Origin of the sequence: Rhodococcus gannanensis, from assembly GCF_042681175.1 — a bacterium.
Taxonomy (GTDB): Bacteria; Actinomycetota; Actinomycetes; order Mycobacteriales; family Mycobacteriaceae; genus Rhodococcus_G; species Rhodococcus_G gannanensis.
Window position 1 is genome coordinate 331,464 of sequence record NZ_JBHUFB010000009.1, and the last position, 19,625, is coordinate 351,088.

A 19,625-nucleotide genomic window follows, 5' to 3' on the forward strand; every position below is an offset into this window, starting at 1 on the left:
AACCTACACGCCCGCCGCAGGGCGAGAGCCCTCATGACCCAGGGCGAGAGCCCTCATGACCCGGCCGCGAGGCAGTGCTCAGCGGCCCAGCCACTCCCGTGTGCGACCGGGGTGGTTGGTCGCGATCCATCCGACACCGAGGTCGCGGCACAGCTCGACGTCACTGCGGTCGTCGACGGTCCAGCAGTAGGTGGCCCGCCCGGCGGCAGCGGCGCGGTCGACGATCTCCGGATGCTCCCGCAACGACTTGATCGACGGGCCGACGGCGGTCGCACCGACCGTGGTCGCGGCGCCTCCGCCGAGGTACCGCGACGACTCGCCCAACAGGACCGTCGGGAGCAGCGGCGCGGACCGCCGGATCCGCCACACCGCGGCGGCGGAGAACGACATGACGACCGCGCGGGAGTGGGTCGCGGACGGGGGCGCGGCCAGCCCGAACCGGGCCAGCTCGGCGAGAACCTTGCTCTCGACGAGGCCACCGAACCGGACGGGGTGCTTGGTCTCGATGAACAGTTTCGTCGGCCGTGACGTGTGATCGAGGACGAGGGTGATCAGCTCGGACAGAGTGAGCACCGGCTCGCCGTTGCCGCCGAACGCCAGCTCCGACAGGTTCCCGAGGGTCATCTCGCTGACCACGCCGGACCCGGTGGACGTGCGGTCGACGGTGCGGTCGTGGACGCACACGAGGTGCCCGTCCCGGGTGAGCCGGACGTCGCACTCGAGGCCGTCAGCGCCCTCCTCGAGCGCCAGTTCGTAGGCGGCGAGGGTGTGCTCGGGGAGCGCGGCGGACGCCCCGCGATGAGCCACGACCAGCGGGCCCCTGCGATCCGGACTCACGCGACCACCCACCGGGTGTGCGACCGCGGTCGCCCACCGAGGTCGAGACCGCCGACGCGCCGCGTCAGCATCAGGGTCAGTGCCGCCGCCGCCGCGGCGACCAGATTCATCAGAACGGCGAACAGGACACCGTTGGCGCGGGCCTGCAGGGAATCCTGCGACCGCCACACCAGGCTCACCACCAGCATCACGCCGCTCGCCGCCCACGTCACCCACCACACCCGAACGAGTGACCTGATCCGGTGGTCCGCAGTGGCGAGCTCGCTGAGGAACACCCCGGGCCACACGAGGTTGACGACGGGGACCAGGCATCCGAACGCGACCGCCGCGGCGGAGCGCGGATCCTCTCGGCCGACGCGCTGCCACGCGTTTCGGCGTGCACCGAGCAGCCACGCGACCGACGCGGACGCCGCCGCGAACGCGACCAGCGGCGCGAGCACGCCCATCGTGAAGACCAGCGCGTCGGACACCGCGAGCACCGTCGGCGAGACGAGTGCGTTGCGGTTGTACAGCAGCAGCCCGTATCGGAGGAGTTCGGCGAAGGCGGCCAGTCCGAACAGCACGATCGTCGCTCCGAGCAGGGTCGGAGCGAGCTCGGCGAGACGCTCGGTTCGGGTCTGCGGCAGCACGTCGGCGGCGGGCCGCGGATCGCTCAGGCCCCAGCGCGGCGTCTCACGGTAGGCGGGTGTGCGGTCGTCGACTGGCGGTCGCGGCGCGGCCGGAGTGGGTACCCCACCGGGTCGGCGGGCCACCCAGCGGAAGTTGCGGCCCGCGCGCGGCTCGACCTTGCCCGGCCGGATCGGGGACATCAGCGCGCCGCGACAGCCCGGGCACCACCTGGCGGGTGCACCGGTGACGGGCCAGCGGCTGGCGCATCGAACGCAGACCTGGACGCTCATCTAGAAGATCTTCGCCGCCCGGCCGTCGTCCGCAACCAGGGGACGACCGGACTTCTGCCACGCCACCATGCCCCCGGCGACGTTGAACGCCTCGAATCCGTTCTGGTTCAGATACGGGACGACGTTCATCGAACGGCCACCGGACCGGCAGACGACGTAGACGACGGCATCGATGTCGATCTCGTCGATCCGCGCGGGAACGTCGCTCATGGGGATGTGAACGGCGTCGGGTGCGTGGCCGTTCGCCCATTCGTCGGACTCGCGGACGTCGAGGAGGACGGCGTCCGTGTACGGCGACGCGGGCACCTCCTCCACAGGAACCGTGGGAACGTCGGCAAAGCTCACACCTCGATACTGTCACGATCCCCACATGCCCGGCAGATCGAGTTCACGGATCGGTCCCCAGCCTGGAATTGCACAGGCTGTGCGTCGATGTGGGCAGGTTTTCCACAGGCAGTTCGGCATCGTCCGGGCCGAATTCGTGAACAGGGACAGAACTTTTCCACCGGGTTCTCCACAATCTCCACAGGGTTGTCCACAGACCACGCACACCCCGCCGTGTGCGGCGCCACTCACGGCCATCGGGCAGAGTTGACGCCATGGAACTGCGTATCTTCACCGAACCCCAACAGGGCGCAACCTACGAGCAACTGCTGCGCGTCGCGCAGACCGCCGAGCAGCTCGGCTACGGGGCGTTCTTCCGCTCCGACCACTACCTCGCCATGAACTCCGACGGCCTGCCCGGGCCGACGGACGCGTGGATCACCCTCGCCGGAATCGCCCGCGAGACGTCGACGATCCGACTCGGCACCCTCGTCACGTCCGCGACGTTCCGCCATCCCGGACCGCTCGCCGTCACCGTCGCGCAGGTCGACGCGATGAGCGGTGGCCGCGTCGACTTCGGTCTCGGCGCGGGCTGGTACGAGGAGGAGCACCTCGCCTACGGCATTCCGTTCCCGTCGTTGAAAGAGCGTTTCGACCGCTTCGAGGAATCCCTCGCCGTCATCACCGGCATGTGGGAAACCCCCATCGGCGACAAGTTCTCCTACGACGGCGCGCACCATCGCGTGGTGGACTCCCCAGCGCTGCCGAAGCCGCATCAGCACGCCGGTCCGCCGATCCTGATCGGCGGCAACGGTCGCAAGCGCACGCCCGCGTTGGCCGCCCGCTACGCCGACGAGTTCAACGTGCCGTTCGGATCGCTCGACGACACGACCACCGCCTTCGAGCGGGTCCGCGGCGCGTGCCGCGCGATCGACCGCGATCCGGGCGAACTCGTCTACTCGAACGCGCTGGTGCTGTGCTGTGGACGCGACGACGCCGAGGTCGCCCGCCGCGCCGCGGCCATCGGACGCGAGGTCGACGAGCTGCGCACGAACGGTCTCGCCGGTTCACCCGCCGAACTGGTCGACAAGATCGGCCGCTACGGCGAGCTGGGTTCGAGCCGGATCTACCTCCAGACCCTCGACCTGGACGATCTCGACCACCTCGAACTCGTCGCGTCCGAGGTGCTGCCTCAGCTCGGCTGACCACCCGAGCGCTCTCCCGAATGGCCCATCCGGTCGCCTCACACGACCGGATGGGCCATTCGGGAATCAGTGCGAGGTCGCGGACCCGAGAAACGCGCGGATGTCCGCGCTCCACTGCCGCCGCCTGCGACGGTCGAGCATCGCCCGGGCGGCGAGGAAACCGGTGGCGCCGACGAGTGCAGTCGACGTCCAGGTGAACAGGCCGACCATCACTCCGGCGGTGGCAGCGGCCGTCGCGGTGACGGGCGCGGAGGCGAGGTTTCCGTCGGCGTCGACCCAGATGGTCACCTCGGTGCCGGCCGTTGCGCCGGGGTCGACGGGCACGTCGTCGCGGTGGGTCCGGTCGTCGACGACCCACTTCGCCGGGGCGGTGTCGATGCTGACCGGTACGGCGTCGGAGGCGACGGACCGGCTCGTGGCGTCCTCGACGGTGGTGGCGGTGACCTGTCGGTGGTCGCGGGCCTGCTGCTCGGCGAGCGCCGACTGCTGGTCACCCGCGGCGTTGCCGAGCCACACGGCAACGGGAACCATGACGACGAGCAGGATCAGCAGTCCGAGGGCGAACAGTCCTTCCAGCCTGTCCGGGCGGCGACGCAGTGGGTCGTGCCCGAGGCGCAGCGACCGCCGCGTCAGTGCCGCGTAGCCGCACGTCTCCCGCCACATGTGAACCCCCTCCTGGTCACGTGTCCATCAGACCCTTCTTCCAGAGTCGACCTGCACGCGACCAAGATCAAGCAGCTTCACCCACTTGTGGTATGGGTCACTCGCGACCGTCAGCTCCCGGTGACGTCGGATGTGTCGCGAACGACCGGTTTCGGGTTGCCCACACGCGACGCCAGCGTCCCGATCCATCGCCCGGCGGGCACCTCGACCACCTTGTAGAGCACTTCGGCGGCGACAGCGGTCGCGGCGAGGAAGACCACGACGGCACCGGTCTTGCCGAGCGTGTCGACGGTCCAGTCGTAGGCCCGGTACAGGATCAGGGTGTGCAGCAGGTAGATGGCGTAGCTGCGGGTTCCGGTCCAGCGGATCACGGACAGGCGTGTGATCGCGCCGTCGTAGCGGGCGAGGAGCAGGATCGCGGCGGCCACGACGGCGATCGTCCACAGGTAGCGGTCGCCGGCCCAGTAGGCGCGGATGTCGGTGGCGAGGAGCACGACCTCGGCCTGGGCGAGCGCGGCGACGGCGAGCCAGCGCCAGCTCGCCATGGACGTCCATGCCATGTAGATGACCTGGCCGAGGAAGACGGCAGGCAGGGTCGCGGCGACCTTCGTGAGCATGGGCACCGAGTACGGCTGCGGCACGTACACGTTGTAGAGCAGGACGGCGATGCACAGCAGCGCGCCGAGGATCGGCACCGCGACCGGTACGCGGCGCAGCAGCGGGCGCGTCGCGACGCTGTAGAGGTAGAAGACGATCTGGACGACCAGCGTCCAGGTGACGCCGAGGACCGCGACCTCGGGTTTGAGGAAGAACCCGCCGAGGACGAAGCTGAGCGCCGACTGTCCGGCGGTGATGCCGTCCTGACCGCTGAACATGCCGTTGATACCCAGCGCGACCAGCAGGATCGCCACCGCCACCGCAACCCACAGCGCGGGCAGCAGGCGACCGATCCGGTTGACGAGGAAGCGGCTCGGGGCAGTGCGGGCGGCGGAGGCAGTCAGCAGCAGACCGGTGAGCATCATGAACACGGCGACGCCGAGGAACGACAGGTGCTGATTGAGCTTGACCCCGTCGACCAGGGTTTCGTAGACGACGTCTATCAGCCACCAGCCGGTGCCGAGGTCGTCGATCAGGTAGTACGAGATGTGCGAGTAGAGCACCGCCAGGACGGCGAGCGTCCGCAGGAGATTCGCGCCCTCGAATCGGAGTCGCGTCCCCTGGGGCGGGGCTGCGGTCGGCTCGGGCATCACGCAAGCTTAAGGTTTCGTTCACCCTCTGTACGAATTCCCCGCCGCCTCGTCGACCAGGCGCCTGATCGCAAATATTGCGGAGGGTGTACCAATGAGCTTGGGTTAGAGCCCGAGCCAGGATCGAAGAAGGTACACGCCGGGCGTCACCCACGCCCGTAAGGAAGGGACCGAAGTGTCTGTCTACACGCTGCCTGAACTGCCCTACGACTACGCAGCCCTCGAGCCGCACATCTCCGGCAAGATCATGGAGCTGCATCACGACAAGCACCACGCCGCATACGTCACCGGCGCGAACACCGCCCTCGAGAAGCTCGCCGAGCTGCGCGAGGCGGACACCCTCGCCCCCGTGGTGAACCTGCACGAGAAGAACCTCGCGTTCCACCTCGGTGGCCACACCAACCACACCGTCTTCTGGAACAACCTGTCCCCGGACGGCGGCGACAAGCCGGAAGGCGAGCTGGCCGCCGCAATCGACGACCAGTTCGGCAGCTTCGACGCGTTCCGCAGCCACTTCTCGGCGAACGCCAACGCCATCCAGGGCTCCGGCTGGTCAATCCTGGCCTGGGACTCCATCGGCCAGAAGCTGATCATCGTCCAGCTGTACGACCAGCAGGGCAACATCTCCCTCGGCCTGGTCCCGCTGCTGCTGCTCGACATGTGGGAGCACGCCTTCTACCTCGACTACCAGAACGTCAAGGCCGACTACGTCAAGGCTTTCTGGAACATCGTGAACTGGGCGGACGTCGCCGCGCGCTTCGAGAAGGCCCGCACTGCGACCGCCGGCCTCATCGCCTGACGCATCACTCACGGCACCGATCGCCGCACCCGCCTCGGGTGCGGCGATCTGCGTTTCCAGGACTTTTACCTGCCGGGGGCTGTCTCGGAACAGGTCCGCGGTCGTATCGTGAGGTGGTGACCGTGACGGTGGACACAGTCGTCGACGGGCTCGCCTACCCGGTGGGCGCGTGCTGGCACGACGGCCGATTCTGGTTTTCCGACCACGCTGCGGGGACCGTGCTGGCGCTCGATCCTGCGGACGGCACCCTCAACACCGTGGCCGACGTCGTCGGACTGCCCGCGGGCCTGGGCTTTCTTCCCGACGGGCGGTTGCTGATCGCCTCCAGCCACGACCACCTGCTGATCCGGCGCGAACACGACGGCAGCCTGGTCGTCCACGCCGACCTCGACGGTGTAGCGACACGCCCCCTCGCAGACGTCCACGTGGATGCCTCCGGCCGTGCCTACGTGGGTAGCCGCGGCGACGACGCGTCGACTGCGGACCTCGCGATGGTCGAACCCGACGGAACCGTCCACGACGTCGCCGGCTCGCTGACGTGCGCGGGCGGCATCGTCGTCGGCGCCGACGGGGTGACACTGACCGTGGCGGAGAGCCGGTCGGCACCGCCGCGGCTGACGGCGTTCACGATCGCCCCCGACGGCAGCCTCGAACAGCAGCGGGTGTTCGCGGAGTTCGACGAGTCGGCGCGCCCGGAGGGTCTGGCGATCGACGCGGAGGACGGGATCCTGGTGGCCTCGGTCACGACCGACGAGGTGCTGCGATTCGACTCGTCGGGCGCGGTCGCGGACCGCTGGCCGGTGCCGGGCCCGCATTCGCTGGCCCTGGGCGGCGACGACGGACGCGACCTGTTCGTGTGCACACTCCGGACGCCCGAGGAGGCTGCGGAGGACTTGGTGGGCGCCGTGCTGCGCCTGCGCGTCGGGGTACCGGCCCGCGGAATCCGAGCCCTCGGGTAGTACGACACCGCGCCACGCTGGCACTCGACCCGAGTTGTCTGCCAGCCGTTTTGGGCGCATCCTTGAGGTATCTGCCGGCAGCGTCGCCGGTCCACGCGACGATGGGCAGGAGGCGGAATTGTGAGCACGAACGATTTCATCGGGGTCTCGCCCTTCCATGCCGCCGGAGCGCTGCGAGGGTTCGTCATCTCGGGCCGCTGGCCGGACACCACCAAGGAGTGGGCACAGCTGCTGGTCCTCGCGGTCCGGGTCGCGTCCATCCCGGGATTACTCTCCACGTCAACGGTTTTCGGTGCCCACGAGGACCTTCCGGACGATCCGGAGCCGGGCACCGTCGGACTCGTCCTGGCGGAAGGCCCGGTGATCGGCGAATCCGCGGTCAGCCCAGGCTGTTTCGCAGACCGTCAGCCACCGGCCCTGATGATGCTGCACCCGCCGTCGGAGACGGTGCCGTCCCTGCCGGAGTGCACGGGCGCGGCATCGGGGTGCCTACTGCTGCCGGGACTGCCGTATCTGGGCCTCGATCATCGGGCGGCGTGGGTGGAGACGGAGGCGGACGGCACCGTCACCTCGATGGTCAGCCGGGTCAGCCTCGATCCGAACAGTGATCCCGACACCGCAATTTTGGCGATGCTGCTCGCCGCGTGACAGGTCGTCGGAATCTCAAAGTTCGGGTTCCCAAACTTGTTGCAACACTTGGCGATTTAGCCATCCCTGGGTACTCTTCGGTTAGCGAAGGGGAGTAGCCCGCAATCGCGCAGTCGACATACTGGCCGAATCCGGCCCGGCTGCGCGAACCGAGTCCCGTTGAAGGAACCGGTGGGCGAGACCTTCGGTCGTCGACCACCCCGCGTTCGGCGGCCGGAGGAGTTAATTTTCCCGACTTCCTCCGAATCGAGAACGGAGGATGTGAATCGTGCTTGCCGCCCTGCTGCTGAGCTTCGGCGTCATCTTCGTCGCCGAACTCGGCGACAAGTCCCAGCTCATGGCGATGACCTTCGCCCTGCGGTACCGCTGGTGGGTCGTCGTCGGCGGCATCACCGCCGCGACCACCGTCGTGCACCTGGTGTCGGTCGCGGTCGGACACTCGCTCGGCGCCGCACTGCCGACCCAGGCCATCGGCATCGTCGGTGGCCTCGCGTTCATCGGATTCGCGGCGTGGACGCTGCGCGGCGACAGCCTCTCCGACGACGAGCAGAACAAGGCGGGCCGGGTCGGCGCCTCCGCGTTCCTCGCCGTGATGTCGGCGTTCTTCCTCGCCGAACTCGGCGACAAGACGATGCTCGCCACCATCACCCTCGCCACCGACAACGACTGGGTCGGGGTGTGGATCGGGTCGACGGTCGGCATGGTCGCGGCCGACGCCCTCGCAATCGTGGTCGGCGCCGTCCTCGGCAAGCATCTGCCGGAACGGTTCATCCAGCTCGCGGCAGCGACCCTGTTCCTGGTGTTCGGCGTGCTGCTGCTCCTCGACAGCCTCTTCCCGGGCACGCCGGCCGGCCCGATCGCCGCGGCGGCGGTCCTCGCGGTCGCCGTCGTCGTCGGCATCGTCAAGCGCCCAGCGCGGATGAGTGGCGTGCAGCCCCAGGAGAGTGCAACCCAGTCGATGGAGAGCGACCCGCGCTAGCTGACCCCCACCACGGTCCCTGGCGTCTGTACACGCGTTCACGCCGGTCTCCCTCGACTGGCGGATCGTGGTTGGACAGAATGGCAGCATGAGTCCCGTTCATCGGGCCGAAGGGGAGATCTCCGCGATCGGCCGCACCACCGAGATCCTGAAGACGTTCCGGGACAGCCCGGGTGTTCTCAGCGCCGCAGCACTGGTGCGTCGCACCGGAATGGCGAAGACGACAGTGCACCGGATGCTGGACGATCTCGTGCGGGTCGGACTGCTTGAACGGGACGGCAAGGATTTCCGTCTCGGACTGCTGCTCTTCGAAATCGGCGAATCGGTCCCGCGACAGCGAAATCTGCGCGAGGCGGCGCGCCGGCACCTGTCGGCCCTGCGGGAGGCCACCGGGCACAACGTCGGACTCTGCGTGCTGGACGGGTTCGAAGTCGTGTACCTCGATGTGTTCCGGGGCGACGACGGGCCGCGGCTGCCGCAGCAGATCGGCGGACGCTGGCCTGCCCACGCAAGTTGTTCGGGCAAGGCGATCCTCGCGCATTCGGCCCACCCGGACTCCGCCCGGCCGGAGGCCCTGAAGGCGTTCACCGACAACACGATCACCGATCCTGCCGAGCTCGACCGTGAACTCGACCGGGTTCGCCGCCGGGGCGTCGCCTTCGACCGTCAGGAGGCGATCCGCGGCATCGTCGGCGCGGCGGCACCGATCTTCGGGCCCGACGGCACCGTTCTCGGATCGGTCTCGATCTCGGGCATGGCCGGCCGGATCAACCTGACCCGCATCGACGCCGCGGTCCGGACAACCGCGGTGTCGATCTCCGGGGACCTGTCGCGGGCGCAGTCCGTCGTGCGGCCGGTGCTGCAGCGCCGGTGAGGTCGCCCGGCCCTCGTTGCTAGACTGCCTGCCGTGGAGATCGAGGTCGACAGAATCTAGCCACCGAACTGCCGGTGGCTGTCCCTATCGGGTTCGACGCGGCTGCCCGCGTCCCCTGATCTCGTCGTGTCACGCTGCGCTTCTCCGCACGTGACCCTTTCGTGGACACGACCCGCCGCACGTTCACTCCGTGCCGACCACAGGCCGCATCGCACTCGACTCCCCGGGCGTCGAGGTTCGCGCAGTCCGTGCTCGGTTGTCCTCCACACCTTCACCGCGCTCATCGCGAGCGCACCCAGGAGAACAGGCATGTCCACAACTTCTGTCATCACCCTGCACGACCTCACCTTCGAATGGCCGGACGGCACAGTCGCACTAGACCACGTCAGCGGTAGCTTCACGGGCGGCCGGACCGGCCTGGTCGGCCGCAACGGCGCGGGCAAGTCCACTCTGCTGCGGCTGGTGGCGGGGCAACTGCTTCCCACCGGCGGTCGCATCGACACCGTCGGGGAGGTCGGATACCTCCCCCAGACCCTCACGCTGGCGAAGGCGACGACCGTCGCGGAACTTCTCGGGATCGACCGCATACTCGCCGCGCTGCACGCGATCGAGGCCGGGGAAATCGACGAACGGCACTTCGACACCCTCGGCGACAACTGGGACATCGAGGCCCGCGCCGACGAGGCACTGCACGACATCGGGTTCTCCGCCTCGGATCTGCACCGCCCGGTCGCCGCGCTGTCCGGGGGCGAGGCGATGCTGATCGCCGTCACCGGCCTGCGCATCCGGCGCACACCCATCACGATCCTCGACGAGCCTACGAACAACCTCGATCGGGCGGCGCGGGCGGCCCTCGGCGAGTTCCTGGATGCCTGGCCGGGAACCTTGATCGTGGTCAGCCACGATCTCGAGCTGCTCGAACGCATGGACAGCACGGCGGAGCTGTACGCCGGAGGCCTCGAGGTGTTCGGCGGCCCATACAGCGCGTGGCGCGAACACCGCGAGCAGGAGCAGGCCGCGGCCACCGCGGCAGCCCGTTCGGCCGAACAGGCGCTGAAGGTCGAGAAGCGCCAGCGCATCGAGGCCGAGACCACACTCGCCCGTCGTGATCGGACTGCCCGCAAGACGCAGAAGGACGGCGGGATCCCGAAGATCCTCGCGGGCAACCGCGCCAGTCGGGCACAGGCCTCCGCCGGCGCCTTGCGCGGGGTGCTCGACACCAAGGTCGAAGCGGCCCAGGCCGCGGTCGACGCCGCGTCGGCGCGGGTGCGCGCCGACGAGCACATCCACCTGGTCCTGCCTGATCCAGGCGTCCCTCGCGGCCGGAGGATCGCCGAATTCCGCAGTGGTGAACGCGTATTCGTCGTCCAGGGGCCGGAGCGCGTCGCGCTCGTCGGGCCGAACGGCAGCGGCAAGTCGACGCTGCTGGACGGGTTGATCTCGCGCAGCGCACCGGACGCGACTCTGCTCACCGACCGGGTCGGCTATCTGCCGCAGCGGCTGGACGGACTCGACGAGTCAGCTACGGCAGTGGAGAACGTGCAGTCAGTGGCGAATTCGATGCCTGTCGCAGAGATCCGCAACCAGCTGGCGCGTCTCCTCCTCCGCGGCGCGAGCGTCGACCGTCCCGTCCGAACGCTGTCGGGTGGAGAGCGGTTCCGGGTCTGCCTGGCGAAGCTGCTCCTGGCGGACCCACCGCATCAGCTGCTGATTCTCGACGAGCCGACCAACAACCTCGACATCGCGTCGGTCGAGCAGCTCGGCGAAGCCCTCGACGGGTATCGCGGTGCCGTCCTCGTCGTCAGCCACGACCATGAGTTCCTGCGCAGGATCGGGGTGGACGCCGTCCTGGAACTCGACGGGACGGGCCGACTCCGCCAGGGAGCACCGGACACGCTCTGAGAGCGGGGCGTGTCTCTCGATCCCCGTCCGTGTGCCGAACGGGGATCGGGAGGCACGCCCGATGTCAGCCTCGGCCGACGAACGGCATCCTGTTCGCCATGATGGTCAGCGATGGCACTGTCACGTCGAGTGGCAGGCCGACGAGATGCACCACGGCATCGGCCACGTACCGGGCGTCGAAAGTCGGCTCGGCGCGGTGGGTTCCGTCGGCCTGCCGCGCCGAGGTCCCCACACCCGCGGTCATCGCGGTGGCGGCGTTGCCGATGTCGATCTGGGTGCAGCAGATGTCGTGATCGCGTCCGTCGAGCGAGATCGACTTCGTCAGGCCGGTCACGCCGTGCTTGGTGGCGGTGTACGCGACGCTGGCGGGCCTCGGCGTGTGCGCCGACAGGGAGCCGTTGTTGACGATCCGGCCGCCTCGGGGCGACTGCGCCTTCATCATCCGTACGGCCTCCCGGGCACAGAGGAAGGTCCCGGTGAGGTTCGCCGCGACCGTCCGCTCCCAGTCCTCCGGTTCGATCTCGTCGACGCTGCCGGACGGTCCGAACGTGCCTGCGTTGTTGACCAGGACGTCGATCCGTCCGAACACCTCACCGATCTGCTCGAACAGTGCGCGGACCGACGGGGCGGACGACACGTCGGAGGGGATCACCACGGCCTGCTCGTGCCCACTCGCGGTGTCCCGTAGTGGCGCACGGCTGCGCCCGGTCAGCACGACGTGGTGTCCGGCCTCGAGCAGCGCGGTGGCCATGGCGCGGCCCAACCCCGACCCGGCGCCGGTGACGACGATGACGCGTGCATTCACTCTGTACTCCTGTTCTGTCGGTGTCACCGGGTCAGTGGTTGTCGCCCGCGACGGCGGTGCCGCGCTTGCCGACGAGGAAGTCGAAGTCGACGCCGCGATCGGCCTGCAGGACGTGGTCCACGAACAGTCGACGGTAGCCGCCGGCGGGCACGTCTGCGGTGGGTACGAACGCCTCGCGGCGACGGCGCAGTTCGTCGTCGTCGACCTCCAGGCGCAGGACCCCACCGGGCACGTCGAGTTCGATCCGGTCGCCGTCGCGGACGAGGGCAAGCGGCCCCCCGACAGCCGCCTCGGGTGCGACGTGCAGGACGACCGTCCCGAAGGCGGTGCCGCTCATCCTGGCGTCGGAGATCCGCACCATGTCGGTGACGCCACGTGCCAGCAGCCGACGGGGCAGCGGCAGGTTCCCGACCTCCGGCATGCCGGGTGCACCCACCGGACCCGCGCCGGTGAGCACGATGACGTCGTCGGGTTCGATGTCGAGGTCGGGCGAGTCGATCCGGGCCCGGAAGTCGTCCATGCCGCGGAACACGACAGCGCGTCCCACGTGTCGCAGCAGGTGCCGCGACGCCGCCGACGGCTTGACGACGGCACCGTTCGGGGCGAGATTGCCGGTCAGCACGGTGATCCCGGCATCTTCCTGCAGTGGCGACGCGCGGCGGCGGATGACGTCGTCGTCCCAGATCGGTGCGCCGGTGACGTTCTCGCCCAGGGTCCGGCCGGTCACGGTGAGTGCATCGGTGTGCAGCAGGTCGCCCAGTTCCGCGATCACCGCGGGCAGCCCACCTGCGTAGTAGAAGTCCTCCATCAGGTAGCTGCCCGACGGCATGAGGTTCACCAGCAGCGGGATGTTCCGGGACTGCTGCGCGAAATCCTGTAGTTCCAGGGGGATTTCGAGGCGACCCGCCAGGGCCAGCAGGTGTACGACCGCGTTGGTGGAACCGCCGATCGCGGCGTTCACCCGGATCGCGTTCTCGAACGACTCGCGGGTGACCACATCGGACATCCGCAGATCCTCCGTGACCATCTCCACGATGCGGACTCCGCTGTCGCGAGCATGCACGCGCCGCCGGGAATCCACCGCCGGGATGGCCGCATTACCGGGAAGCGCGAGGCCGAGCGCCTCGGTGACGGACGCCATCGTCGACGCGGTGCCCATGGTGTTGCAGTGTCCGGGCGACCGAGATGTCGCGGATTCTGCTGCACGGAAGGCACATTCGCTCATCTCTCCGGACCGAACGGCCTCGCTCATCGCGAACACCGAGGTCCCCGAGCCGATGGTGCGCCCCTCGTGCCGCCCGTTGAGCATGGGTCCACCGGAGACGACCAGGGTCGGCAGGTCGCAGCTCGCCGCACCCATCAGCAGGGCGGGAGTCGTCTTGTCGCAGCCGCACAGCAGGACGACCCCGTCGATCGGATTGGCCCGGATGGACTCCTCGACGTCCATGCTCACCAGGTTCCGGTAGAGCATGGTCGTGGGACGAATGATCGTCTCACCGAGTGAGGTGACCGGGAACTCCACGGGGAAGCCGCCTGCCTCGATGATGCCGAGCTTCACCTGCTCGGCGAGGTCGCGGAAGTGGGCGTTGCACGGAGTCAGCTCCGACCAGGTGTTGCAGATTCCGATCACCGGGCGACCGTCGAACATCCGGTCCGGGATCCCCTGGTTCTTCATCCACGACCTGTGGATGAACGCGTTGAGGTCGTTCCCTGCGAACCACTCGCGCGAGCGGAGGGGTCGCGCGGCCGGGATGTCGTCACTGCTCATCGAGGGCTCCCTTCAGTCCGAGGATGGTTCGGGCCTCGTCGGCGGTGGCGGGTTGCAGACCGAGACGTTCGATCACCTCGACGATGTGCTCGACGAACCGCACGTTCTCCGTCGGCTCCCCCGGGACCAGGCACGGGTTGTCCTCGATCCCGACCCGCACGTGCCCGCCGAGCAGCAGAGCGTGGGTCAGTCCCCGAATCTGCTCGGCGCCGCTGATGCTGACCGAGAACACGGAGTCGTCGGGCAGGACGTCGACCATCTGCTGCAGGATCGCCGGGGTGTAGGGCAGCGCGTTCTGGAAGGTGTGATCGAGGCCGAGCACCATGTTCACCAGATGGGGCCCCGGTTCGCCTGCCGTGAAGGTCCGGATCTCCTGCAGCAGGTGCGACGGGCCGAACGCCTCCCATTCGGGTTTGATCCCGCGGGTCCGCATCGCAGTGGCCAGTTCGGCTGCCCGGCTGGGCGGAGTGTCCATGAGGATCTCCCCGTACGGAGAGGAGATGTAGGCGGTGATCGCGTCGAGGGTGCAGGTGTCCGCGCCGCCGCCGAGTCCGTCGAGCCGCGCTGCCCAGTCGACGACGCGGGTGCCGTCTTCGCGGGTCCGCACCATGTCGCCGGTGACGCCTCCGCCGGTGGAGTTGTTGACGACGATATCGCATCGTTCTCGGACGAGATCGTTGATGCGCCGGTATATCTCGGCATCGCACGTCGCCTGGTCGTCGGGGCGGCGGGCGTGCAGCGCCGCCATCGACGCGCCCGCCCCATGACAGCGGGCAACGTCCGCGGCGATCTCCTCTGGCTGGGTGGGGACGTACGGGTGGTCGGCCCTGGTGAGGAACCCTCCGGTCGGCGCGACCGTGACGATCACCCTGTCCCGCAGCGCGTTCACGCCGCGGCTCCGTCGGGTGCGGCGGCAGCGAAGAACATCGCGATCGCCTGGGCGCCCGGATCGACGACGCCGCGGGCATGGCCGCCGACGTAGCTGGCCCGGCCACGCCGAGCCAGCAGGGATCGGGTCGATTCGGCGCCCTCTTCGGCAGCGGTCCGTGCCGTGGCGAGTGCCGCGGCGACATCGCCGGATGTTCGTGCGGCCCGGGTCAGCGCGTCGGCGGCGGGGACCATGGCGTCGACCATCGTCTTGTGCCCCACCTCCGCCCTGCCGAGACGCTGCACGGCCCGGGTGGCGGTGTCGACCGCTGCCGCGAACTCCGCGGCACCGACCTCGTCTCCCTGGACTTCTGCGATCCGGCCGAACCACAACCCGAGCAGCGGACCGCTGGTTCCCCCCGTGCCGAGGAACGCATCCGAGACCCGCCGGAACGTGTCCCCGGGGCAGGCGGGCGGATCGTCGACGATGGCGGCGAGCGAGGCGCGCACCGCCGAGCGCAGATTGCGGCCGAAATCCCCGTCACCCACCAGGCGATCCAGTTCGGTGAGGGCGTCCACCTGCGCCTCGACCTCGGCGGCGAAACGTGCGATCCAGTCGCGTGTCCATGCGAGCTGCAGAGTTGTCATCGTTTCCTCCGAGAATTCCTGTACATCGCGATCACCACGACAGCGCCGGCGTTCGGACCGGGTCGTCCCACAACTCGACGAAGCCGTCCTCCGCACGAACGAGGGTGATCGACAGGCCGTGCATGTCGAACGAGGTGACGAACGACCCGGCGAGCAGGCGTGTGGGCTCGATCCCGTGGGACTTCACTGCCCGCACGAGTTCCCGGGTCGCGATGGCCAGTTCGAGGGAGTGGGTGGCACCGAGCCCGTTGACGATCGCAATGACACCGTCGCCTCGGCTCACCCTGCCTCCGGCGACCAGTTGCTCGACGAGGTCGTCGACGAGAGCGCCCACCGGGGCGAGCGGGCGGGTCCCGCGGCCATGCTCGCCGTGGATCCCGACACCGAGCTCGATCTCGTCGTCGGCGAGATCGAAGGACGGTCGCGAGTGCCCGGGCGGCGTGCCCGCGCGCAGCGCGACGCTCAGCGTGGACGATGCCGCGACCACCCGACGCCCCAGCTCGGCGACCTCGCGCAGCGCCCAACCCCGTTCTGCCACTGCGCCGCAGATCTTCTCGACCGCGACCACGGCAGCGGTGCCTCGCCGGCCGGGCCCGTCCTCCGTGGCAGAGTCGGTGGCGAGGTCGTCGTCGACCACGACGATCTCGGTGGTTCGGTCTCCGCCCAACAGTTCTGCGGCGATCGAGAAGTTCAGCATGTCGCCGGTGTAGTTCTTCACGATCAGGACGGATCCGTGGCCGGTGTCGACGGATTCGACGGCCGCGCGCACCTGCAGCGCCGTGGGACTGGAGAAGACCCCTCCCGGTACGGCGGCGTCGAGCATGCCGACACCGACGAACTGGGCGTGCAGCGGCTCGTGTCCGGCTCCGCCCCCGGACACGAGTGCCACCTTCGGTCGGGAGTTCTCCGTCCGCACGACGTGCGTGGGATCGGTTCGGTAGGTGAGGAACTCGGGGTACAGCAACTGCAGACCCTCGAGCGCCTCCCTGGTGACATCCTCCGGCGCGTTGACGAAGTGCCTGCTCGTCATGTCCGCTCCTCGTGGCGTGCGGGAGCGATCCGCTGCGCGAACTCCCGCACGCCACTGTGCACGGTGTCCCCCACCCGCAGTCCGGCCTCGTGGGCCGGGGCGTTGACATAGGACAGGACGCCGTGATGCCACATGTCCATGCCGTTGCTGATCTCCGCGGAGTCGTGGCTGACGGCCGCTCCGGGGATGCCGGCGGCGCCCATCGCGACGACACCGGCGATACCGGCGTCGTCCTTGCCGACGCCTGCGTCGTTGAACACCGCCAGCGCGCAGCGGATGTCGACGGCCAGGCGGCCGGACTCCTGACCGCCGTTGGACGCGGCGACCAGGATGCGGCCACGGTCGCCGGTCTCCACCTGGGACATACTGTCCATGACGACGATCTGTCGCCCGTTCTCCGCTCCGATGATGCTGCGGAACACTAGGTTTCCCTCCTGTCGGTGAGCATGAGTATCTGCTCGCGCAGCGGTTCGCCCACGCGGATGCCGAGCCGTTCCGCGACCTCGTTGACGTAGCTGACGATGCCGTGTTCCCACCCGTCGGTTCCGTCGCCGATCCGCGCGGTGTCGTGGGAGACGCCGATTCCCCCGATTCCCCGGGCGGCCACGGCGGCGAGCCCGGCGACACCGGCGCGGTTCTTCCCGATGCCGGCGTCGTTGCACACCACGACGGCGACACCGAACGAGGCGGCGTACTCCCCTGCGCTGGCACCGCCGTGTGATCCGGTGACGAGGATGTCACCGGCCTGATTCGTCCCGGCGAACGCGATCGAGTCGGTCACCCACACCCGGCCGCCCACCGCATCGTGCACGAGTTGCGGTTCGGTACCTGCGATGTCGATCAGCCTCATACGGATACTCCCAACAGTTCCCGGGCCTGGGCGGGGGTGGCGGGCTGCCGACCGTGGCGGCGCCCGAGATCCGCGACGTGAGCGACCAGCTCAGGCGTCGACGGGTGACCGAGTTCGCCGTAGTGGTGGTCGCCGGCGCCGATCGCGACGTGCCCACCGCGGATGATCGCCTCCTCCGCGGCCTCGAGGACGTTGCCGCGGTATGCGGACACGATCCACTCGATCGGGAGGTCGGCGGGTAGGAGGTCCACCTGTGCCCGCAGCCCCGCGACGGAAGCCGGATGCGCTGCGGGGAACTCCTCGCCGCCGAGAATGATCGCGAGGACCAGCGGAGGCGGCAGGGGACGGAACCTGGCGTGCGCGACGATGGCCCGAGTCCAGCTGACGTTGAAGGACGTCAGGTACGGCGTCATCTCCAGTTCGCCGGCGCGGTCGAGCAGTTCGGCCTGGGTCCGGGTGTCGTTGAGGAACACCCGGTCGTCGGTCACGAACCGTCCCGACCGCGGATCGATCAGGTCCATGGCCGCGAGGCCCATGTCGATCACGAGGAAGTCGGCCCGGGTCTCCGGTCGCCCCTGGTTCGGCGCCACGTTCGCCAGCCGCTCGGCCACCGAGCGTCCCGGCACGTTGGCCAGGGAGGGGGCAAGCAGGAGATCGGTGGCGGCGCGCACCAGCTCGATGGTCTCGCCGTAGGTCTGCGCCGAATGATCCACTCCCCCATCGGGCGTCCGGCCGTGAAAGTGCATGAGTGACGCTCCCGCTGCCCGGCTCGCCGCGGCGGTCGCGGCGATCTCCGCCGGTGTCCACGGGATGTGTGGGTTGGGTTCACGCATCGTGTTCTCGTTGACGTGCACTCCGATCACGAGCGGCTTGGCGGTCCCGTCACACATCGTGTCCACCCTTCGGTACGCGCCAGCCGGCGCCGATCGACTGACCTCCGTCGACCGTCCACGTCTGGCCGGTTACGAACCCGCTGCCCTGACCCGCGAGGAACGTCACGACCTCGGCGATTTCGGCGGGCTGGGCGTAGCGGTGCAGCGGAATCGACTGCAGGATGGCCTTCTTCGCCTGCGGGTCCTGTGCCTTCTGCGCCAGTGGGGTCAGGGTCGAGCCCGGAGCCACACAGTTGACCCGGATCGCCTCGTCGGCAAGTTCGAAGGCAAGCTGCGAGGTCAGCGCAACGACGCCGCCCTTCGACGCCGAGTAGGCCGCGCGGTCCTGGCTGCCGCGCAGCCCCGACACCGACGAGATGGTCACGACCGAACCACCGCCGTCGGCGGCGAGCAGATCCACGAAGGCCCGCACGACGGCGAACGTGGCGACCAGGTTGACCTCGAGCGTGCGCCGGAATTCGTCGGGTGTGGTGTCGCGGACGGGTGCGTTCCGGGCGATGCCCGCACTCGTCACGACCGCGTCGACCCGTCCGAATCTCTCGGTCGTGAACTCGACGAGCCGCGTGATGTCGGCGGCGTCGGTGACGTCGGCCTGCACCTCCAGCACTGCGTCGCTCGCCGCTCGGGCACGGGACCCGACCGGGGCGAGGTCGGCGGCGACCACCTGCCACCCCAGGTCGACGAAACGTTCACACGTGGCCTGCCCGATTCCCGACGCACCGCCGGTGACAACAGCCACCCGGCTCACGATCCGAGCACCGTTCGCATGTCGCGTACGGCGTCGGTGCCGTCCCAACCGACCGACGCCGCCGCGACGGCGCGGAAGAGATCACCTTTGCGGCCACTGATCTCTGACAGTTCGACGACGGTGCCGGGGAACGGGCCCTCCTCGAAGTAGGCGAACCGCTCGTCCGGAGCACCGCTTCCGGACAGACCGCTCTGCAACTCGGTCAATCCCTGGTCGCGGGCCGCCGTCAGGTGCCGGTCGAAGTCGGTGGTCCAGAAGGCCACGTGCTGCAGTCCCTCGAGGCCGCGATCGGTGAAGTCCTTGAACGCAGACGGTTCGTCGTTACGCTGCTGGATCAGTTCGATCTGGATGTCGCCGGTCTGGGCGAGGGCCACGCTGAAGCGCGGCGAGCTCGACTGCCCGCGGAACCGGAAGTTGTTGAGCGGCTGGTCCTCCACGTAGAAGAACGGCCCGACACCCGCCGTCTCGGTCCAGTGCGTCATCGCGCCCTCGATGTCGTGCACCACGTAGCCCAGTTGTCGTACCGGGCCGAAGATTCTGCTCATGATCACCTCTGTGTCGAACACCGTCGGAAACTCACAACGGTGTGGAGTCGTGTCGATGATGTCGTCCGAACTGGCCCAGAAGAACGAATTGGTTCCGATCAACGGGACTTTTCTCGCCGCCGGGTCAGCGGACGG

General features: G+C 69.0%; 22 protein-coding genes. 7 read left to right on the forward strand and 15 right to left on the reverse strand.

The annotated features are described in order from the left end of the window. Window positions 1-78: 78 nt before the first annotated feature. From ACFSJG_RS08295 to ACFSJG_RS08305, 3 genes are all read right to left on the reverse strand, one after another. Window positions 79-837: a glycerophosphodiester phosphodiesterase gene (locus tag ACFSJG_RS08295; RefSeq protein ID WP_378484728.1), complete on the reverse strand. Its 759-nt coding sequence runs from the start codon at window positions 835-837 to the stop codon at window positions 79-81. Further along, a complete protein-coding gene (locus tag ACFSJG_RS08300; protein ID WP_378484729.1) occupies window positions 834-1,646 on the reverse strand; it encodes a DUF4328 domain-containing protein in 813 nt (270 codons plus the stop codon). The genes ACFSJG_RS08295 and ACFSJG_RS08300 overlap by 4 nt, the downstream gene beginning before the upstream one ends. Before the next feature lie 90 nt (window positions 1,647-1,736). Next, window positions 1,737-2,081: a rhodanese-like domain-containing protein gene (locus ACFSJG_RS08305; protein WP_378484730.1), complete on the reverse strand. Its 345-nt coding sequence runs from the start codon at window positions 2,079-2,081 to the stop codon at window positions 1,737-1,739. Window positions 2,082-2,335: 254 nt separating this feature from the next. Here ACFSJG_RS08305 and ACFSJG_RS08310 point away from each other — a divergent pair, with 254 nt between their 5' ends. Continuing rightward, on the forward strand, window positions 2,336-3,265 hold the full coding sequence (locus tag ACFSJG_RS08310) for an LLM class F420-dependent oxidoreductase (protein WP_378484731.1): 930 nt from the start codon (window positions 2,336-2,338) through the stop codon (window positions 3,263-3,265). Between the two features lie 66 nt (window positions 3,266-3,331). On the opposite strand, the gene ACFSJG_RS08315 is transcribed toward ACFSJG_RS08310, so the two are convergent. Together ACFSJG_RS08315 and ACFSJG_RS08320 are read right to left on the reverse strand one after the other, a co-directional pair. Beyond that, window positions 3,332-3,928, reverse strand: a complete 597-nt coding sequence (locus ACFSJG_RS08315) for an Rv1733c family protein (RefSeq protein WP_378484732.1) — start codon at window positions 3,926-3,928, stop codon at window positions 3,332-3,334. A 110-nt stretch (window positions 3,929-4,038) separates the two neighbouring features. Then, window positions 4,039-5,175, reverse strand: coding sequence for an acyltransferase family protein (locus ACFSJG_RS08320; RefSeq protein ID WP_378484733.1), 1,137 nt, complete (start codon window positions 5,173-5,175; stop codon window positions 4,039-4,041). A 175-nt stretch (window positions 5,176-5,350) separates the two neighbouring features. Here ACFSJG_RS08320 and ACFSJG_RS08325 point away from each other — a divergent pair, with 175 nt between their 5' ends. The 6 genes from ACFSJG_RS08325 (at window position 5,351) to ACFSJG_RS08350 (ending at window position 11,336) form a co-directional block, all read left to right on the forward strand. After that, window positions 5,351-5,974, forward strand: a complete 624-nt coding sequence (locus ACFSJG_RS08325; protein WP_378484734.1) for a superoxide dismutase — start codon at window positions 5,351-5,353, stop codon at window positions 5,972-5,974. A 122-nt stretch (window positions 5,975-6,096) separates the two neighbouring features. Then, window positions 6,097-6,933, forward strand: coding sequence for an SMP-30/gluconolactonase/LRE family protein (locus tag ACFSJG_RS08330; RefSeq protein ID WP_378484735.1), 837 nt, complete (start codon window positions 6,097-6,099; stop codon window positions 6,931-6,933). Between the two features lie 120 nt (window positions 6,934-7,053). Beyond that, window positions 7,054-7,581 carry a peptidase gene (locus tag ACFSJG_RS08335; RefSeq protein ID WP_378484736.1) on the forward strand — a complete coding sequence of 176 codons (528 nt, stop codon included), beginning with the start codon at window positions 7,054-7,056 and terminating at the stop codon, window positions 7,579-7,581. 268 nt (window positions 7,582-7,849) lie between these two features. Next, complete coding sequence (locus tag ACFSJG_RS08340; RefSeq protein WP_378484737.1) at window positions 7,850-8,560, forward strand: TMEM165/GDT1 family protein; 711 nt, start codon at window positions 7,850-7,852, stop codon at window positions 8,558-8,560. A gap of 88 nt (window positions 8,561-8,648) precedes the next feature. Beyond that, window positions 8,649-9,434 (forward strand): IclR family transcriptional regulator, encoded by a 786-nt coding sequence (locus tag ACFSJG_RS08345; protein WP_378484738.1) that lies wholly within the window; start codon window positions 8,649-8,651, stop codon window positions 9,432-9,434. A gap of 309 nt (window positions 9,435-9,743) precedes the next feature. Continuing rightward, complete coding sequence (locus tag ACFSJG_RS08350) at window positions 9,744-11,336, forward strand: ABC-F family ATP-binding cassette domain-containing protein (RefSeq protein WP_378484739.1); 1,593 nt, start codon at window positions 9,744-9,746, stop codon at window positions 11,334-11,336. 64 nt (window positions 11,337-11,400) lie between these two features. Here ACFSJG_RS08350 and ACFSJG_RS08355 read toward each other — a convergent pair whose 3' ends face one another. The 10 genes from ACFSJG_RS08355 to ACFSJG_RS08400 are packed head-to-tail and all read right to left on the reverse strand — an operon-like array spanning window position 11,401 to window position 19,490. After that, window positions 11,401-12,141, reverse strand: a complete 741-nt coding sequence (locus tag ACFSJG_RS08355; RefSeq protein WP_378484740.1) for an SDR family oxidoreductase — start codon at window positions 12,139-12,141, stop codon at window positions 11,401-11,403. Between the two features lie 31 nt (window positions 12,142-12,172). Continuing rightward, window positions 12,173-13,909: an IlvD/Edd family dehydratase gene (locus tag ACFSJG_RS08360; protein ID WP_378484741.1), complete on the reverse strand. Its 1,737-nt coding sequence runs from the start codon at window positions 13,907-13,909 to the stop codon at window positions 12,173-12,175. Beyond that, window positions 13,899-14,798, reverse strand: coding sequence for a beta-keto acid cleavage family enzyme (locus tag ACFSJG_RS08365; protein ID WP_378484742.1), 900 nt, complete (start codon window positions 14,796-14,798; stop codon window positions 13,899-13,901). The genes ACFSJG_RS08360 and ACFSJG_RS08365 overlap by 11 nt, the downstream gene beginning before the upstream one ends. Then, window positions 14,795-15,424, reverse strand: coding sequence for a dihydroxyacetone kinase subunit DhaL (gene dhaL / locus ACFSJG_RS08370; RefSeq protein ID WP_378484743.1), 630 nt, complete (start codon window positions 15,422-15,424; stop codon window positions 14,795-14,797). Before dhaL ends, ACFSJG_RS08365 begins: the two co-directional genes overlap by 4 nt. Before the next feature lie 31 nt (window positions 15,425-15,455). Continuing rightward, a complete protein-coding gene (locus ACFSJG_RS08375; protein WP_378484744.1) occupies window positions 15,456-16,454 on the reverse strand; it encodes a dihydroxyacetone kinase subunit DhaK in 999 nt (332 codons plus the stop codon). Then, window positions 16,451-16,876, reverse strand: a complete 426-nt coding sequence (locus ACFSJG_RS08380) for a hypothetical protein (RefSeq protein ID WP_378484745.1) — start codon at window positions 16,874-16,876, stop codon at window positions 16,451-16,453. Before ACFSJG_RS08380 ends, ACFSJG_RS08375 begins: the two co-directional genes overlap by 4 nt. Next, on the reverse strand, window positions 16,876-17,304 hold the full coding sequence (locus ACFSJG_RS08385) for a hypothetical protein (RefSeq protein ID WP_378484746.1): 429 nt from the start codon (window positions 17,302-17,304) through the stop codon (window positions 16,876-16,878). Before ACFSJG_RS08385 ends, ACFSJG_RS08380 begins: the two co-directional genes overlap by 1 nt. Then, complete coding sequence (locus ACFSJG_RS08390; RefSeq protein ID WP_378484747.1) at window positions 17,301-18,194, reverse strand: 3-keto-5-aminohexanoate cleavage protein; 894 nt, start codon at window positions 18,192-18,194, stop codon at window positions 17,301-17,303. The genes ACFSJG_RS08385 and ACFSJG_RS08390 overlap by 4 nt, the downstream gene beginning before the upstream one ends. Further along, on the reverse strand, window positions 18,187-18,936 hold the full coding sequence (locus tag ACFSJG_RS08395; protein WP_378484748.1) for an SDR family NAD(P)-dependent oxidoreductase: 750 nt from the start codon (window positions 18,934-18,936) through the stop codon (window positions 18,187-18,189). Before ACFSJG_RS08395 ends, ACFSJG_RS08390 begins: the two co-directional genes overlap by 8 nt. A 5-nt stretch (window positions 18,937-18,941) precedes the next feature. Next, window positions 18,942-19,490, reverse strand: a complete 549-nt coding sequence (locus tag ACFSJG_RS08400; protein ID WP_378484749.1) for a VOC family protein — start codon at window positions 19,488-19,490, stop codon at window positions 18,942-18,944. Window positions 19,491-19,625 lie beyond the last annotated feature (135 nt).

Coding starts and splice junctions, on each gene's coding strand:
- ACFSJG_RS08300 (WP_378484729.1), bottom strand. CDS start 1,646: ATGTCCCCGATCCGGCCGGGCAAGGTCGAGCCGCGCGCGGGCCGCAAC.
- ACFSJG_RS08310 (WP_378484731.1), top strand. CDS start 2,336: ATGGAACTGCGTATCTTCACCGAACCCCAACAGGGCGCAACCTACGAG.
- ACFSJG_RS08315 (WP_378484732.1), bottom strand. CDS start 3,928: ATGTGGCGGGAGACGTGCGGCTACGCGGCACTGACGCGGCGGTCGCTG.
- ACFSJG_RS08320 (WP_378484733.1), bottom strand. CDS start 5,175: ATGCCCGAGCCGACCGCAGCCCCGCCCCAGGGGACGCGACTCCGATTC.
- ACFSJG_RS08345 (WP_378484738.1), top strand. CDS start 8,649: ATGAGTCCCGTTCATCGGGCCGAAGGGGAGATCTCCGCGATCGGCCGC.
- ACFSJG_RS08350 (WP_378484739.1), top strand. CDS start 9,744: ATGTCCACAACTTCTGTCATCACCCTGCACGACCTCACCTTCGAATGG.
- ACFSJG_RS08360 (WP_378484741.1), bottom strand. CDS start 13,909: ATGAGCAGTGACGACATCCCGGCCGCGCGACCCCTCCGCTCGCGCGAG.
- dhaL (WP_378484743.1), bottom strand. CDS start 15,424: ATGACAACTCTGCAGCTCGCATGGACACGCGACTGGATCGCACGTTTC.
- ACFSJG_RS08375 (WP_378484744.1), bottom strand. CDS start 16,454: ATGACGAGCAGGCACTTCGTCAACGCGCCGGAGGATGTCACCAGGGAG.
- ACFSJG_RS08385 (WP_378484746.1), bottom strand. CDS start 17,304: ATGAGGCTGATCGACATCGCAGGTACCGAACCGCAACTCGTGCACGAT.
- ACFSJG_RS08390 (WP_378484747.1), bottom strand. CDS start 18,194: ATGTGTGACGGGACCGCCAAGCCGCTCGTGATCGGAGTGCACGTCAAC.
- ACFSJG_RS08400 (WP_378484749.1), bottom strand. CDS start 19,490: ATGAGCAGAATCTTCGGCCCGGTACGACAACTGGGCTACGTGGTGCAC.